The 15,971-nt window shown below is 35.4% G+C and carries 14 protein-coding genes and 1 pseudogene; 9 read left to right on the top strand and 6 right to left on the bottom strand.

From position 1 onward, the window contains the following. Nucleotides 1-241: 241 nt before the first annotated feature. Nucleotides 242-469, bottom strand: a complete 228-nt coding sequence (locus FQ087_RS23320) for a tyrosine-type recombinase/integrase (RefSeq protein ID WP_149580777.1) — start codon at nucleotides 467-469, stop codon at nucleotides 242-244. A gap of 137 nt (nucleotides 470-606) precedes the next feature. Between FQ087_RS23320 and FQ087_RS05925 the strand changes: the two genes are divergently transcribed. The 4 genes from FQ087_RS05925 to FQ087_RS05910 all read left to right on the top strand — a co-directional run bounded on the left by FQ087_RS05925 (nucleotide 607) and on the right by FQ087_RS05910 (nucleotide 3,181). After that, on the top strand, nucleotides 607-1,113 hold the full coding sequence (locus FQ087_RS05925) for a hypothetical protein (RefSeq protein WP_149579578.1): 507 nt from the start codon (nucleotides 607-609) through the stop codon (nucleotides 1,111-1,113). 283 nt (nucleotides 1,114-1,396) lie between these two features. After that, nucleotides 1,397-1,660, top strand: a complete 264-nt coding sequence (locus FQ087_RS05920) for a hypothetical protein (RefSeq protein WP_149579577.1) — start codon at nucleotides 1,397-1,399, stop codon at nucleotides 1,658-1,660. 253 nt (nucleotides 1,661-1,913) lie between these two features. Further along, a complete protein-coding gene (locus FQ087_RS05915) occupies nucleotides 1,914-2,330 on the top strand; it encodes a hypothetical protein (protein ID WP_149579576.1) in 417 nt (138 codons plus the stop codon). Between the two features lie 227 nt (nucleotides 2,331-2,557). Next, nucleotides 2,558-3,181, top strand: coding sequence for a DJ-1/PfpI family protein (locus FQ087_RS05910; protein WP_149579575.1), 624 nt, complete (start codon nucleotides 2,558-2,560; stop codon nucleotides 3,179-3,181). Between the two features lie 774 nt (nucleotides 3,182-3,955). Here the strand turns inward: FQ087_RS05910 and FQ087_RS05905 are convergent. Continuing rightward, on the bottom strand, nucleotides 3,956-4,234 hold the full coding sequence (locus tag FQ087_RS05905; protein WP_188006648.1) for a hypothetical protein: 279 nt from the start codon (nucleotides 4,232-4,234) through the stop codon (nucleotides 3,956-3,958). Nucleotides 4,235-4,874: 640 nt separating this feature from the next. On the opposite strand from FQ087_RS05905, the gene FQ087_RS05900 reads away from it, so the two are divergent. Next, nucleotides 4,875-5,339: a GNAT family N-acetyltransferase gene (locus tag FQ087_RS05900; protein WP_149579574.1), complete on the top strand. Its 465-nt coding sequence runs from the start codon at nucleotides 4,875-4,877 to the stop codon at nucleotides 5,337-5,339. A gap of 437 nt (nucleotides 5,340-5,776) precedes the next feature. On the opposite strand, the gene FQ087_RS05890 is transcribed toward FQ087_RS05900, so the two are convergent. Both FQ087_RS05890 and FQ087_RS05885 read right to left on the bottom strand, forming a co-directional pair. Next, on the bottom strand, nucleotides 5,777-6,073 hold the full coding sequence (locus FQ087_RS05890) for a hydrolase (RefSeq protein ID WP_149579573.1): 297 nt from the start codon (nucleotides 6,071-6,073) through the stop codon (nucleotides 5,777-5,779). Nucleotides 6,074-7,030: 957 nt separating this feature from the next. After that, a pseudogene (locus tag FQ087_RS05885) lies at nucleotides 7,031-7,647 on the bottom strand (cupin domain-containing protein). Nucleotides 7,648-8,290: 643 nt separating this feature from the next. Here FQ087_RS05885 and FQ087_RS05880 point away from each other — a divergent pair. From FQ087_RS05880 to FQ087_RS05870, 3 genes are all read left to right on the top strand, one after another. After that, complete coding sequence (locus FQ087_RS05880; protein WP_188006647.1) at nucleotides 8,291-9,895, top strand: S-layer homology domain-containing protein; 1,605 nt, start codon at nucleotides 8,291-8,293, stop codon at nucleotides 9,893-9,895. Nucleotides 9,896-10,218: 323 nt separating this feature from the next. Beyond that, on the top strand, nucleotides 10,219-10,461 hold the full coding sequence (locus FQ087_RS05875; RefSeq protein WP_149579571.1) for a hypothetical protein: 243 nt from the start codon (nucleotides 10,219-10,221) through the stop codon (nucleotides 10,459-10,461). A 318-nt stretch (nucleotides 10,462-10,779) separates the two neighbouring features. After that, nucleotides 10,780-11,979: an MFS transporter gene (locus FQ087_RS05870; RefSeq protein WP_149579570.1), complete on the top strand. Its 1,200-nt coding sequence runs from the start codon at nucleotides 10,780-10,782 to the stop codon at nucleotides 11,977-11,979. Nucleotides 11,980-12,788: 809 nt separating this feature from the next. Here the strand turns inward: FQ087_RS05870 and FQ087_RS05865 are convergent. Then, a complete protein-coding gene (locus tag FQ087_RS05865; protein ID WP_149579569.1) occupies nucleotides 12,789-13,415 on the bottom strand; it encodes a hypothetical protein in 627 nt (208 codons plus the stop codon). 153 nt (nucleotides 13,416-13,568) lie between these two features. Further along, nucleotides 13,569-14,453 (bottom strand): LysR substrate-binding domain-containing protein, encoded by an 885-nt coding sequence (locus tag FQ087_RS05860; RefSeq protein WP_149579568.1) that lies wholly within the window; start codon nucleotides 14,451-14,453, stop codon nucleotides 13,569-13,571. Nucleotides 14,454-14,560: 107 nt separating this feature from the next. On the opposite strand from FQ087_RS05860, the gene FQ087_RS05855 reads away from it, so the two are divergent. Next, nucleotides 14,561-15,718 (top strand): MFS transporter, encoded by a 1,158-nt coding sequence (locus FQ087_RS05855; RefSeq protein ID WP_255452162.1) that lies wholly within the window; start codon nucleotides 14,561-14,563, stop codon nucleotides 15,716-15,718. Nucleotides 15,719-15,971 lie beyond the last annotated feature (253 nt).

Raw genomic sequence — 15,971 nt, 5'->3', positions numbered from 1 at the left:
TTTAGTAGCCCCAATATAGCCCCAACAACCTGCTTGATATTGCATTATCTTGCGTTATCACATTAAACAAAAACTAATCAAAAGGTTGAAGTGTCAATGATTCCAGTAGGGTAGTGAGATATAATGCGTTATGGAATTTTTATAGCACAATATAAAACCTATTAGCAAGAAGGCTTGTACTCTAGGGCTTCAGAGGGTGTCAAATTGAATGTCGCCCAGTATGTCCCAAAAACTCATTAATTTACTTCGTCGTAGAAGCCTTTACTGAATCTATGTCAAATTCATTGAATGAATTGCTGCACACTCTTAAAATCATCTCAGGAGTATTCCCTAAAAGGTCCGCTATAGTATTTAGCGGTATACCTTTGCTTATCATAATTGATGCGTGTGTATGTCTTAAACAGTGAGAGGTGATAGGCCTCAATCCTATCCTGAAAACCAAGATACTCCAGGTTGGTAAAAAAACAATTGAATTTAATACCTGCTAAGGTGGGGGGATTATAAATAGTAGGACCATTATGTATACTTCGTAACTCCATAAAAAAGTAATGCGTCATACATGAAGTGAATACTAATGATATAGGACATTAGTAAATGGGGGATTGCATGCAAGGTGAAAAGTGGACTGCAAAGAGGGGGAGCGGAAGTAACGGCCAATTCGTGTTAGGAAAGATGCCAGAGCAAATCCCAGAAACAACATTTATATCCCTTACGAGAGGGGAAGGACTAAACTTATTTCAGCTATTTGTGAATCAAGTGTTAAACTTAATGATCATGAATCAATTGAAGAAATCATTAGGACTCATTTATGCAGAATTAGATGGAGAACTGATACAAGGTAGAGGATATGGGCAAACCATGACTGTTTGGGATGGGAAAACGATGCACAAATTCCTAAACAAAAGCTCTCATGGATTTGCTATGAAATTCTTCGCATGGGTAATCCACAGAAAAAACACAAAAACGTATTACCTAACATTTTCTGCAAACGGCAAAATACCAACCACGGCAGAAGCTACAAATCTATTGAGAGAATATGGGAAGTATTATGATGGAGGAAAGTTGGCAAGAAAAGCAAATCCTCCAAAAAAGGAAGAATTCATCAACCCTTGAGCTATTAAAACGACCTTATCTTCTGGATGAAGACTTTCTTTATAGAACCATTAAATCAGTAACGAAAAGGTGTCTACTCATTTAATATGAGCGGTCGCCTTTTTATTTAAACATAAAAACCTGATATATGTCGCTCTTGCAGATCTGTTTAATATTTAATCCCATAATTTTCAGCTGGATTTACAAGCGTTTACTTGTTACATTATTACTAATTGTATAATGATTGCGTCAGTTATACATAAGATTACCGTACATCTTCTGAACTGGAAAGGGTTTAATAGATATGGACATTAATGAATTGGAAGTTGAACTATTGCAGTACACTATTGATGAATACGGTTATGTTTCTGCAACATCTTTAATGGTATTCTATAAGTGGCAACGTCACGAAGTATTTGAGTATACTTCAAAAAAACTATTTAATGGAATGCAATTTGAAATTGACCGTGAAACAGATAGTACTATACTGCTAAAGGGTAATGGTATTGTACTGATGCTGATTAAAACATCTATTGTAGATAGTGTCCTTGCAAAGTATTTAAACTGACTGAATTTCTTTCTTAGTTGAGAAAATAATAATTTACATCGATTGAAAGCATCTTGTAAAGGGTGCTTTTTTATTTGCTTGCTGATCGACTGAAACAATAGCGATGCGTCCACAGATTACATTTAAGTAGGTCGCTTTTTTTATTTAAGTAAATTCGCGAAATTCTAATTACCGTTCAACTAACCGAGCATTTGAATAATACCTAACAATGCGGAAAGAATAATGAGTAAACACAAATTTGAGGTGATTCTTGATGGTTAAGAAATACTCGATTTTATTGGGATCAGGATTTTTATTTTTAGTATTTACTCTTACGCAAGTTGTTAATTCAGAAACGGATTTAAATGTAGAAGAAATGTATGTCACAACAGAGGATATTATTTCAGATATCGTATTCCCAACTATTGATAAAAGAGTGATAAAAGAGTATGGGCGGGATACTCTTTTTGGCTGGGAATGGAAAAGGATTGTTGGTATAACTTACAATGACGATCATTCCTATGATGTTTCTGTAAGAATTGAAATACCTTCTAAAAATCCTGCTGATTATAAAGAAGACCTCGTTAAGGTAAGGATATCCCCATCCTGTGACAGTGATAAGATTAATAAGTTGAAATGTAATCATGGGTTCAAAATTGAAATAGTAGATTACAAACATTTGTCCCCTTGAGAATACAACTAAAAGGGCATAAGGGAACAACAGGAGATCGTCTATTGACGGTCTTTTTATTTTTTGAATAAAAAGAGGTATTTGTATGATATGGACGAATAAAGAACAATACTCTATTCTTATTCAATTATCTGGCAGTTTAGCGAAAGTAGTGATTTAACAATAGGTTTCTCGAAATGGTATTTAAGGTTTGCTCAAGTAAGGTTTTTTAAAGAGGAGATATACTAATGAGAAAGAGAAAAGTGGGGATTTTACTTTATGATTTTGTAGATGTTTTAGACTTTGCTGGTCCGGCTGAAGTGTTGTCATTAACCGCCAATAATAAAGCTGAGCAAGCATTTACCCTTTACAAAAAGAATTTGTTACCTACGAGACCGTTTGAAGTATTAACTATTACAGACACAGGAATGCAAATAAAAACTCATTCAGGGATAAAAGTAGAACCTGACTTTAGCATTGATAATAGTCCTGAATTAGATATTCTAATAATTCCAGGTGGACCTTTAAGAGCGGTACAATCTGTGGTTAAAAACCAAAAGATAAGAGATTGGATTATTAAACATACTAGTATTGAATATATATGTTCAGTCTGTACGGGAGCATATATATTAGGTGAAACTGGTTTGTTAGATGGAAAGAAGGCAACGACTCATCATTTAGCATTGAAAGTATTACAAGAAAAATACCCTGATATTCGAGTAGTATCAGACAGCAAAGTTGTGCACGATAGTAACCTTATAACTTCTGGTGGAGTTTCTTCAGGAATTAACATGGCACTATATCTCGTTGAGCAAATTATGGGGAAAACTACTGCTGAAAGAACAGCTAAAACTATTGAATTTGTACAATAAACAATTTCGCTAACGGGACAGTTTGGTTGAAGAAAGATAATTAAGAGTTCTTATAGTGTGTGTAGATAAAAAATAGTATTTTGAACAGAAGGATAGGAAAAGTACAATGAATTTTGTTTTAGTTGGATACTTTGTGGGGTGTTTGAATGGGAGCAGAAAATTCGTTCTCGACTCTTAAAAAAGAAGGTACTACGTTGACTTATCGACTTAGAAATAGAGGCAGATTTCAAACTACTAATTGTTTGATAGTGAACTAATTACCTGATGAACTTATCATCCTGCAACATGATCTTGATATCGTAGCTTCAACAGGTTTTGTGCATGTCGATCTCTATTGGGGGACTAGTAGTTGAAGTGGGAGAACTTTATAAACAAGTTCTTCCCAAAAGTCAGTCCCTGTATGTACTTACCTCAGTTCCATAGTTAAACAACCTTTAGCTTTTTAGTATCAATTCTCGAAGACTTCAAATCCATCAGCCATATTCCACTTCATTGTTTTCCAACAACATTTCTTCATCTAATACAACATATAGCTTTATCAATTCTTTAACTTTATTCGTAGGACCAGACGCCGAATCGGGAAACAGGATAGGGTGTTTTTTTAATCCTGGAAAAGTTAAAGTTCTTCCATAGATAGGTTTGCTACTTGACTGGTGACAAGAAGGATGATTTTTGGTAAAGCTATGTTAGGTCGACCAAGTAGGTTGGAAACTCATGGGCAAGTCGTAGTTTATAGGAAAGGGAATCTATCCTAATGGACAAATATGCTCTTCTTTATTCATAAAGGGAATTTCTTAGACTTGTTGATTCAATCAAATCAGACACAAATGTATAAAGATTTGGTGGGTACTCTGCAATTCGATGCACAAGATACAAGTACAATTCAGTTCCATATGTGACGTATACCTTTGTCTGTATGTTCTCATCTCTCAATGATTTAAGTAAATCTGGACGAACGCCATCAAGCATCTCAACTTCAGAATATGGATTGGAGAGTAGTCCTTTTTCTTTAAGAGCTGTGATAAGGTTTTCATCATGTGTTGCTATCGACAAAGAGTGATTTTTAGAAACACCTGGCCTGAGACAAATCGTTTTGCGGCTTTTGTAAAGAGGGGAGATAATTCCTTTGAATTTTGGATATATTCTTTGATATCTTGGTTTCGTGCGATGGATTTTAATGCTATAGATACTTGCTCAGCCTCAGTAATCATTTTTAACGCTCCTACTTTCTAATTAATATTTTATATATTCTTAATATAGTATACCATTTTAATTTTATTTACGACATGTATTCCTCAATCCTGGATCATTTTGCATCATAATGATCCACATATTCACCTGTAGCAACAATATGCAAGACATTTTGTGGGCGGGAAGTGGGTGGGCATGCAGCTGTTGTAGATTGATATGCTGCTTATGGTCGTGTTTTGTATCTTGAAATTGGTAGTGTGACAGTGAGGATATTGTAAAAACGTGGAGAATATAAGGTTGTGAGGCATGACTCGAAAAAAGTAATGCCATTCATATTTAAATGAACTGGCTTTTAAAGACTATGGAGAATCTGGAAAATCTATTACAATGGTTTATAAAGTTGTTGAACAGTGAAATGTTCTTACTGAAATAATGGATGACGGTTTGTTGCAAAGGCTAAATTGGTTAATGATATTGTAAAAGTGTTAATAGGGGGATAATTATGGGGTATGAGTTTGAAATTATGTCACAGGAACAAGCAGAAGAAATTGCATATAATTGGCACTATGATGGTGAGTATTCTTTTTACAATATGGAAGCAGATAAAGAAGATTTAGTTGAATTTTTAGACCCACAAAAACGAGATGACTCATATTTTGTTGTTACTAAAGACAATGATATTGTAGGCTTCTTTAGTTTTAATGAAGTAACTAAAAACACTATTGATATAGGGCTTGGGTTGAGACCAGAATTAACCTATAATGGAAATGGTTTGGGATTTATGGAAATTGGTTTAGAGTTTGCGAAATCAAAATACACACCTGAAAAAATCACATTATCTGTAGCAACTTTCAATCAAAGAGCGATAAAGGTATATAGAAAAATGGGATTTGAAGAAGGCAATACTTTTATGCAGGATACAAATGGAAGTAGTTTCGAATTTATGGAAATGATTTTACAATGCTGATTTAATAAGTGTTTGTCGTTATAGAAGTGAACCGTTTCCTGTTCATCTTTAAAAGCTGCATGGAGTCCGATTTTATTTTATTGGAAGGAAGAATGGACTGACAAGGTGAGGGATAGAGCAATTATGTAAAACAAAAAATCTTCTTGTATATACAAGGAAATCTATCCCTATTTACTGTTTGTATAACCTCTTTCCGCTTTACAAATTCTGGTTGTATAGGAAGGGTAACAATCATATTTACCTTTTTCTTAAACCTTTTTATGTGATACATTTTCTTTCCGTAGTTTTATAGCTTCTAAAGAGTCCCAGTAGGAGATAGTTATTCCTAAGCCATGTTGGTCTCTTGAACTTTCCATTGAATTATGTAATTTGTTCAAAATAGAATGCTGATGAATTTGAGAAAGACCTCTTTCAAAAAGAAAGAGGTCCCCTATACCTTAGGCAGTTACTATTGAAATAGCTTGAATGCTTTCGCAGTCTACGATAAGTGTTGGAGCAGTTGCTTCTGATGGATCACTAAATAATGCACAGCAATTCTTTTGGTTTAAGGTATTAAAATAAACATTTTCAAATACCTGACCACTCGACAAATATAGGTTAAGTTGAGTACCCATTTGTAATTTTTTTAATTGTTCACAAATGCATCCTTTACAGTTATCCCCATCTTTCTCGGACTTTCTTTTCTGCTCACATTTATCACATGAACACCGCTTTTTATCTGAAAAATTTCCCATTCACAAGACCTCCTTTCTGGTTTTGTTAAGCTTGGCTTACATTTATAACATATGAATTTAAGTTCGAAAGTGATTGGACAACTGTAGAGCGTAATTGCTTAATTTTTGAAAGTTATCTGAAAGAGTGATAAGTAAATGCATTGTTCTTGTTTAAGATGAGTACGACCGTTGAAAAGCCATAAAATTCAGGAGCAAGGGCATGTACCTGTGTGTGTTATGAAGAGCACAGAAAACTTTACTTTATTGATTTTCTGAATGATCAAGTTTAAACCCGCAATTGAAATGTCCAAGAAAGCCCGTTCGCAATCTTGAAGAACATCCACAAGGGCATCATGTACTGGTTAGGTTGCAGTTGATGGAGGACGGATATCTTGTCAATTTCAAAGGGCATGGGTTGTGTACTTGTCCAATTACTTTATGTATGAAATGGCATCGGAATTGGAGTGGTAAGAACTGTACATTTTGAAAAAGGAAATGGCAATTCTAATTTAACTCAAAAAAAGGCAACACAATTTTAGAAACAGTCCTTTAAGTGCAAAAAGAGTGCAGCTTCTAGTTTTCTATTCAGGGTATTTGTTTGATTGGAAGCCTTCAAACAGAATACCTGACAATAGAGTATTGTCTTAACTTGTTAAAAAAGTCTTCATCTAAATCCAGCTACTGATAGGTAAACGATAGGCAGGAGATATTGTGCCACCTGATGTACTAGCTTTTATGCTTGATGGGCCACAACAAAGCATAAATTTTCATACCATCAGGTGCAACAACATAGTAGGAAAATCTTTGACTCGGAAGGCAACACTTCATTGGTTTTAAGATCCTATGAATATTCTTTAATGGACGAGGATTTTAATGAAGTGCAGATAGAGTAACTAGAAAATCTGAGAAACATAGAACTGTATTAGTTACAATTTGAAGCGTTGTAATGATGTAATGAGGCAATATTAAAGGCGATTGTTATTTTTGATGTGTATATGGGCACATTTGGTCGGCGTATTGATCTATATAATGTGGAACTTTATATGATGCTTTTTCATTTGCTCTATTGCAGTCCGTTGGGGGTCCTATAAATGTTGAAGGCTTAACGGGAGCAATTGCTTTTTTCCATTGTTTTTCATCCATGCAATAGGTGTGTGCCATTATATTTGAAGGCGTTAACTTCAAAATATCTGAACCCAGAATTACCTCAGGTGTTGGCGCATTAAAAATAGCCAGTATATGTGTATTATCGGCAGTAGCGACCTCATAATGCCACCAACCTTGGGGAACGTTAGCTACCTGTCCAGGCATAATAGGATAATTTTGTATTTTTTTGTAAAAGGATTCAGTAATGAAACGGTAACGGCTCCAGAAATACAATAAACTAACTCTGCAGCATTTTGGTGATAATGTGGCTCAATTACATTAGTATTGCTAAGAAAAATATCAAGTAATGACACATTATCTAGGGTGTTTAATTGGTTGATACTTAGTATATTAATGAAATTCTCATTATTTTTTTTGATTAACGTACTGTCATTTACATCAAAAGTAAATTGTTTTGTTGGTGAAGTGTAATTGATATTTGAATTCATAAGTAAGTCCTTCCTTAGTAATATTAAAATGTGCATTTTTAGCACGTTTTTACAGGATATGTGTGAATGTGTAATAGTGTGATGAGCCATTTATTTTCAGGGATGGAAGAGTGGTCGAACGAAGTTACGAAGTAAACCAATAATGTGCATCACGAAAAAACAACTCGATTTGAGAGCTGTTAGTGATTTTTTATGTTTCAAGATGTTTTCTCGTTCAGTAATTAACCTAGTTTATGTATATACAGTGGAATCACTTTTATAAAGTCGCCACCCGATAATTTACACAAGTAATTCAATACCTAAACTAATAATATTCATATAAGTCTATCAGTATTTTTTGATTTAAATCTTCAATTGAGCGTACTATTGGGCCGAGGGAAAATAAAGCATAAGTATGCGTAAAATAATGTCCACCCGTTTAACAGATGGGCATTATTTTACGTTACCTATAGAAATATGGATACACTTTTCTACACAATAATTATGGCCTTGTCTAACTGAAAGGGGAGTTTGCGTTAACATAATATTTTTGTTTGTGATATTCAATATTTCAAGTGAAAAAGTACATAAACGTTAAAAAGCTTTATACCCTCCAGCCCCTTAATTTGTTATAATAAAAAATGCTAATTAAGGAGAGAATATGTTGAAAAAAATCATACTTTTACTTGTTTTAATGTTATCATTTTCTTCAATTCCGGTCTCTGCTGACGGATCATATGAAGAAGACGTATTATCGAAAGCAATACCTTGGTCTGAGAGTAGTAAGGTCACTCAAACAGGACTTTATAAAATCGATGTAACTAAGGAATCGACATTTGAATTTGTATTTACTGATCCATCGTCAAGTTGGGCATCGATGCATATAGAAAAAGGAGCGGCGAATTTGGTTGCTTCCATGCAAACGACTTGGAAAGACAATGATTCATCGAAAACCATTTTTAAAATTCGATTGAAAAAAGGGACATATTACGCAAGTTTGTTCAACAATTTAAAATCAGCGTCATACAAAATTGTAAGTGATGTAAAAACGGACGCTGAACCGAATAATCGTTTAGAAGATGCAACTCCAGTTCATCTCAATACAATGATTTACGGTCGAAGTAATGGAAACACTTCCGACGATGATTACTATAAATTTACTTTAACGGAGCCGAAAAAAATCACACTTCAATTAGACGAAAGTTTTCTTGCAATGTATGGAGATACCTATGGGGCAAAATTATTTAACGAAAACATGATGATCCTCGATTTAGATATGGGATACGTTCCTATTTCTTCGACTTATTTACCTGTTGGAACATATTACATTGGTATCTCAATAAATTTATATAGAGGATTTAACAAAGAATATCAGTTCATGGTGAAGTCTTCTTCACTTCCGAATACCCCCGTCGAATCTATTACAGGAACAACAATTTTAAATAATAACAAAACGGTGTCAGGTATTGTTTCGGCAGGCGGCAAATCAGATCATTTTCAAGTCGAACATACGAATGAAAATCCTTTTGTTCTTTTTACAACTTCAACAAATCCTCTTACTATTGGACTTCTTAAATGGGATGAGAGAATGCAATTTTACGAAGAAACACCATATACGTATTCACCGAATGGGACAAATGTTTGGACTCAAGAATTACCAAAAGGGAAATACCAAGTTGATGTGACGATGGATGCGTCGGTGAGAAAAGATATCCCTTATTCAATTCGTTATGAATCTATACGATTTACAGATGTTCCCACAGATCAACCTTATCGCTCGCAAATTGAAAGATTAGCAAATGAAGGGATTATTAACGGCTATCACAATGCTCAATTTAAACCTCAAAATTCGATTCTACGTAAACACGTCTTTTCAATGTTAAGTCGAATTGATGGTTTTAAATTAGCAGCAATTCGCCCAATGAAAGAGTTTAAAGATATTAATGATACGGATAGCTACTATGAAATCATTAAGCCTTTTTATGAAGCAGGCATAATAGATGGCAGTGGTGATTATATGAATCATGAGAGTAATCTAACACGAGCACAGCTTGCCAAAATAATTGTAAACGCATTTAATTTACAATTAGGTGGCGAGCCTATCGTTTTTAATGATGTAAAACAAACAGATGGATTTTATGAATATATTGAGATTTTAGCGTCACATGGTATTACGACTGGTTCAAACGGTAATTTCATGCCAAATCAACCTGTTTCACGTCAACATTTTGCAGTGTTTTTAACACGTACTTTAGATACAGTAAACTAAGAAAGTAAGCGTAAAATAACGCCCACCTGTCAACGAGTGGGCGTTATTTTACGCCTACAAAGTTAGTATTAGTGTGAAATAATATTGGAGAAAAATCAATTAAAAAAGTTACACTCTGACCATAAAATGAATGAGCAATATATGTATCCAATAAACAAAATCGAAAAATATCTAGACTCATACCGCTTGAAGTGTTGCAGTGCATCCTCGTACTTATTACTGCGAAAGAATTATACGCATATCGCACCTAAATTGATTGAAACAATAACAATAAGTAAATAATAAATATATATTATTGTTGTTCCAAGAAATGAGGGCGTGATATGAGTGAGAAATCGACCAGAGAGGAAGAAAATATCCATATAACTTATTATTTCACAGTAATATTTATAGCGATTGGAACCGTTTTGGTCTTCTTCATTTTATACCAGAAAGTGGGGAAGGTAGATCTTTTTATTATATTACTTTCAACATCTGCAGGCGGTATACCTATTGGATTCATTGGTGCATTTATTGATTATAAAGTTTCAGCATATAAGTTTGAAAAAAGAAGTTTTGAACAATGAAAAACGACTGGATTCCTCCCTTTAAATATTGGGAGGGGATTGGGAATAGTGGAAGTGATACAAGTGTTAGTTGTAATGAATATATACTTCAAGTAGTTACGCGTGACACTATTCTGAAGATATAATACTATTGTATAATGATAGAATGCAAACCAAATACCTAATTTAATGTTTGATTATTTTGTATTATCGATCGAATGTGTTAACTGTTTGGTTTTATTTGTTGCACCACGCACTGAATTTTCTTTGAAGTCGGAGTTTCCTTCATTATTGAACGTCCAGAGCTATTTTGTTCCACAGAAGGAAGGAAACGAGTATATGCCTAAAAAAGTAACTAAACAAAATGCATTTCTTCTTATTTTCGCTATTTTTGCAATATCTATTAATATGAGGCCAGCCATCACGTCGATTGGCCCCATGCTCGAAACGATTCGTGAACAGTTGACGTTAACTAATGCGCAGGTGAGTCTTTTGACAGCGGTTCCGGTCATTTGTATGGGCGTCTTTGCCACAATGTCTCCAGTGTTGAATCGGAAATTCGGATTGAAGCATACAATCTATGCGATGCTTATAGTAATTGGATTAATGACCGTATTGCGGGGGTTCATTTCCAGTTTTTTAATTCTAATCGTAACAGCATTGTTTATAGGTATCGCAATTGCGGTAATAGGGCCACTTCTTTCTGCAATGATCAAACAGTATTTTCCGGACCGCGCTGCATCCGTTATCGGAGTTTATTCGTTCGGGATGGGGGTCGGTTCTGCAGCTAGTGCGGGATTGACCGCCGTGTTTTTTGATAGTACAGGATCATACTTGTTCGCACTTAGTATATGGTCCGTGCTGGCACTTCTCGGTGTAGTTGCATGGTTCTTAGCGATGAAAGGGAATATGGAGGTACGGCAACTCGATTCTGTTGTCGAGAAGGGTAAACAGAAAAAGATGAGATCCCCGTGGAAAACACGGAAGGCATGGTTATTCTTACTATTCTTCGGTTTGCAGTCATCTGCATTCTTTTCAATCATTACATGGCTCGCGCCAATTGCAATTTCCGCGGGAATGACATTGCTGCAGGCTGGAACGCTCCTTAGTATCATGACGACGGTTCAAATCTTTTTAAACATACTACTACCGTTGCTGATGCAGCGTTTTCCAGCAAGAAAGTTTTGGCTTTTGTTAATGCTCATTACAGGGATGCTGGCAGTGGCACTGTTCTGGACGGGTATGCATCCACTCATGTGGATAGGCGCATTCATCATGGGGATTCCGCTTGGAGGTTTATTCCCTATAGCACTTCTCTTGCCACTTGATGAGACAGAGACTGCTGAGGAAGCAAGCTCTTGGACTGCAATGATGCAAACAGGAGGTTTCATCATAGGGGGACTCTTGCCGCTTCTGATTGCAGTTGTTTACGACGGGACGGCGAACCATCATTATACGTTTAGCATTATTATGTTGCTATACGTGATGATGTTCATCCTAACGTTTATGATTGGGGATAAAAAAATACTTGAAGAATAATAAAGGAAGTACGATGGAAAATGCACAGAGGAATTTTTCCAACTTGTTCAATTGAGTGGTACTAAACAAAATGTAAACATAAAAAAGAACGTTAAATCGCCACGTCTGTTGATTAGCCATATATTTGCATGAAATACTGGTGAATAGGACTTGATTACCTCCATTTTCACTGGACTATTTTCGGACCGCTTTTGACTAACTATTCATGACAGATTTACTGATAGGTCCAAGTGTGGCTAGAAGTGACTCCGTCACTTCTAGCCACACTTGTTTTCAGTAATCCGGTTATGAATAGTTGCCTGTCGCATTCCTCCAATGTTCAAGTGAAAAATGTGGTTGTTTTGGAAGGAAAGAATAGATGACTTACTATGAGGAGTGTAAGTGCCCGAAGATGCAATTTCGGGCACACTTGGAGGTTTGTACAATGCTTTCCTTGCTTAGTTTTAGTAAAGATTATGCATCTAAGCTTGAGTTGCCTATTAGAAAGTGACACATCTTTAAAATAAATAAGAAAAAACCATAGAGAAAAGCCGCCAAAATTGCATCTTTGGCGGCTTTTCTCTAGGTAATCGTAGTAGAAGTCATTCAATCCAAAGTGCAACTATACAAGTGCGACTGGGGGGGAAGTTGCTTACTGGTTATTTTTAGTTAATCAACAGACGTGTTACTTCACAATTGAATTTGGCGGTCTTTTTTATGCCTAAATGTCTACGGGCATGAATAACTAGCGCTTATTTTAATGATTGGGCGGATGGACGAATTAAACGCCCACACTAATTAGTGTAGGGCAGTGCAAAACTGTACAATATTTAGTTACTATCCTCATTTATTTTCTTCAGCAATCCACCGTCATTGATTGTAATCCTTCCGATTTTTCCTTCTTCTGAACAGATTGCCATCCCACTTATCACGAATTGTGTTGTTTTTCCATCCGCGTTTATATATTCTACTTGAGCAGTAAAATCATAATCCTTTGGTGTGATTGGATTATCACTTTGGACCACTTCGATATCAGCGATACTGAACTGATAATCTACTGGGTAACTGTGGAAGCCCAGAGCAGGTGTAGTATTTACAAAGGAATTAAATCCAAGTTCTGTGAAATAAGACGAATAGGATTCTTTTACATATAAATTGATATCTTCCGTGTCTGGCGCCACATCTGTCCCAACATACCCTTCATACGATGGAACCATTTGTTGTTTATATAACTCTTCGCTTAAACGCAGGTATTCTTCATCAGGACCTGTAAATGCTTTTTCGAGAACAGCACTAATTGCAGCTTTGTTCTTATCTTCCAATGGTATAACAATATCGCCTGGATCTTCAGGGTTTTCTTGAGTACAACCTACAATCAAAAAACAAGAAAAAAGTAAAAACAAAATACCTCCCATTGGTTTCATCGAGAAATGTTTAGTAATCAGTTTACGATACATCGATATTCCTCCTCATACCTTTTTAAGAGCAACTATTCTTCTGCGATTAAAATTGTAATTCTGTACTAGAAATACGAATGAATACTGAGATAAGTTTCAATTTTCTTTTATTTGTTTTATGCGCTTACATCAACTAATTTAGCTATTAATCTTTCACAGTACTGCTACTCTAAAAAAGGTTTCCATTCGGTTCAAGAAGGCTTTTGCAGATTGACTTAAATATTTATCATTACGATAAAACATTTCTAAGTTCCGGGTAGGAGAATCCTTAATTGGAATTGCGCGGATACCGAGTGACTGGAAACTGTCAATTAGTTGACTAGGTTGAATAGTAGCTCCAATACCAGCTTTTACAAGTTGAAATAAGGATGTGGCTGACCCTGTTTCCATTAGGGTGTCGATAGCAATTTCTTGACTTGCGCACCAAGTATCTATCAAATCACGTCCAGAGAATCCCTTTGGATACATAACTAAAGGCATATTTACCAAGTCAGCTGGTAAGATAATATCTTTTTCTGCTAATTCATGTTCTTTCGTAACAAAAAGGCTATATGTTTCAGTGTGAAAAGGGATGCGATTTAAACGACTGTCTGGTCGGATTGCTAGCCCAACGCCAATATCAACTTCATTTTCTAGAACATTATTTAACGTATAAATCGATGGAATCACTTGCACCTTGGTATTTGGAAATTCCTTGTGAAAATCGATTAGTAATGCTGTTAATCGATAATCAAGATCGGAAGGTAGTACCGCTACACGTAATTGACCCGTATTCAGATTTGTGAGATCTTCTATCGCATTTTTTGCGTTTTCTAGTTGTTGAACAATATGTATAGCGTAGTGCTCTAGGAGATTACCTGCTTCGGTCTTAACAGTCTTTTTTCCGAGTCGATCGAACAGAGGCACTCCTAATTCATCTTCCAATACCTTTATTTGCTGACTTAGAGTTGGTTGTGAAATACCTAGTTTGTATGCAGCTTCAGTAAAATGAAGTTCATTACATAACATTAGAAAATAGTGTAATTGCCTGATTTCCATTTATTATTCTCCTTTCATCATAGCCTGAAACTATGATTTGAATAGAATTAACAGTATTGAACTATTGTAAGTGAGAATATACAATAAATGCAATGGTGAAGAAGGGGATGTTTCATTTGCGTTTTGTTTATCTCATGATGATTATATTTTTTGTTTCTTTGAACTTAAGGCCGTCCATTACTTCTATTGGGCCTTTACTTGATATCATCCAAATGGATTTAGGGATGGGTGGGGTGACAGCTAGTTTGTTAACTGCACTACCTGTTTTTTGTATGGGTCTATTTGCAATCTTGGCTATTAAGCTAAATAGTCTTTTAGGAATGGAGAAGTCTTTGCTTATAGCAATGGCTTTGATTGTTGTTGCGACATTCCTTCGCATATTTGTTCTTAATAGCTTCCTATTGTTTGCGACAGCCTTGTTATCGGGGATTGGGATAGGTATTGCTGGACCAATAATTACAGGGTTTATAAAAAAATACTTTCCCAATAATCTTGGCTTTATGGGGGTTTACTCTGTGTCTATGGTGATTGGTGCGGCGGTTGCATCTAGTTTATCTGTGCCCTTATACCAAAGGATGAATGAATCTTGGCAACACGCATTAAGTTTTTGGAGTATATTAGGGATTCCTGCAGTTCTACTACTTATTCCACTTCTAACAAAAGTGGAAAAGAGGACAGATACCTTGCCTATGTCGGATATATTTGTGAAAAATAAAAGAGTGACATTATTCATGTCGCTTTTTGGGTGCATGGCGGCTATCTTTTATTCACTAACAGCTTGGTTAGCTCCAATCGTACAATCAATGGGTTTCAGCTATTCTCAATCAGGTTTGATTCTGACTCTTTTTACAGTAATCCAAATTCCCGTAAGCTTTTTAATACCTCTACTCGTTAGTAAAACAGGGAATAGAAAAATTTGGTTACTATGCTGTAGTATTTCGGAAATAATAGGTATTCTGATTTTGCTGCTTCATTTCTCTCCATGGGTAGCGACAGTTTTCCTTGGTATCGGAGCTGGTGGTTTGTTCCCTTTGGCGTTGCTTTTACCTATTCAAGAGGCGAAAAATAGTGAACAAACAGTATCGTGGTCTGCGATGATGCAATTCGGTGGCTATCTAATCGGGGCTCTCGGTCCTGCATTCATTGGATTAACAGTAGATGTTTTTGATAACTTTATTCCGGCATTGGTAGGACTATTGATCATTATAGGTGTGATGATTTTCACGATCTTCAAAATAGGGAACCATGAACAAGTTATTGAATGAAATGGCTAAATTGTATTAAAATAAGCTAACTAAATATGAAAAATCCATTTAAGGGTAACCGTAATTCAGCTATAGTAGATCCAAATAATCGTCGCATTGATTATACATATCTAGTTTAAATGTTAAAGGTGTTAGAAGAGCCTGATATAAATCAAGCTATCGATGAAGTATATCGACTAGGGACCGTCTATTTACTGGATATTACGAAAAAAACTACTATTCATTGTGAATATGATGAATTAAACCATATAAC

The organism is Sporosarcina sp. ANT_H38 (assembly GCF_008369195.1).
In the GTDB taxonomy this organism is placed as follows: Bacteria; Bacillota; Bacilli; order Bacillales_A; family Planococcaceae; genus Sporosarcina.
This window is presented reverse-complemented; position numbering and strand designations above follow the sequence as displayed.

Coding starts and splice junctions, on each gene's coding strand:
- FQ087_RS05925 (WP_149579578.1), top strand. CDS start 607: ATGCAAGGTGAAAAGTGGACTGCAAAGAGGGGGAGCGGAAGTAACGGC.
- FQ087_RS05920 (WP_149579577.1), top strand. CDS start 1,397: ATGGACATTAATGAATTGGAAGTTGAACTATTGCAGTACACTATTGAT.
- FQ087_RS05915 (WP_149579576.1), top strand. CDS start 1,914: ATGGTTAAGAAATACTCGATTTTATTGGGATCAGGATTTTTATTTTTA.
- FQ087_RS05910 (WP_149579575.1), top strand. CDS start 2,558: ATGAGAAAGAGAAAAGTGGGGATTTTACTTTATGATTTTGTAGATGTT.
- FQ087_RS05900 (WP_149579574.1), top strand. CDS start 4,875: ATGGGGTATGAGTTTGAAATTATGTCACAGGAACAAGCAGAAGAAATT.
- FQ087_RS05890 (WP_149579573.1), bottom strand. CDS start 6,073: ATGGGAAATTTTTCAGATAAAAAGCGGTGTTCATGTGATAAATGTGAG.
- FQ087_RS05875 (WP_149579571.1), top strand. CDS start 10,219: ATGAGTGAGAAATCGACCAGAGAGGAAGAAAATATCCATATAACTTAT.
- FQ087_RS05870 (WP_149579570.1), top strand. CDS start 10,780: ATGCCTAAAAAAGTAACTAAACAAAATGCATTTCTTCTTATTTTCGCT.
- FQ087_RS05865 (WP_149579569.1), bottom strand. CDS start 13,415: ATGTATCGTAAACTGATTACTAAACATTTCTCGATGAAACCAATGGGA.
- FQ087_RS05860 (WP_149579568.1), bottom strand. CDS start 14,453: ATGGAAATCAGGCAATTACACTATTTTCTAATGTTATGTAATGAACTT.
- FQ087_RS05855 (WP_255452162.1), top strand. CDS start 14,561: ATGTTTCATTTGCGTTTTGTTTATCTCATGATGATTATATTTTTTGTT.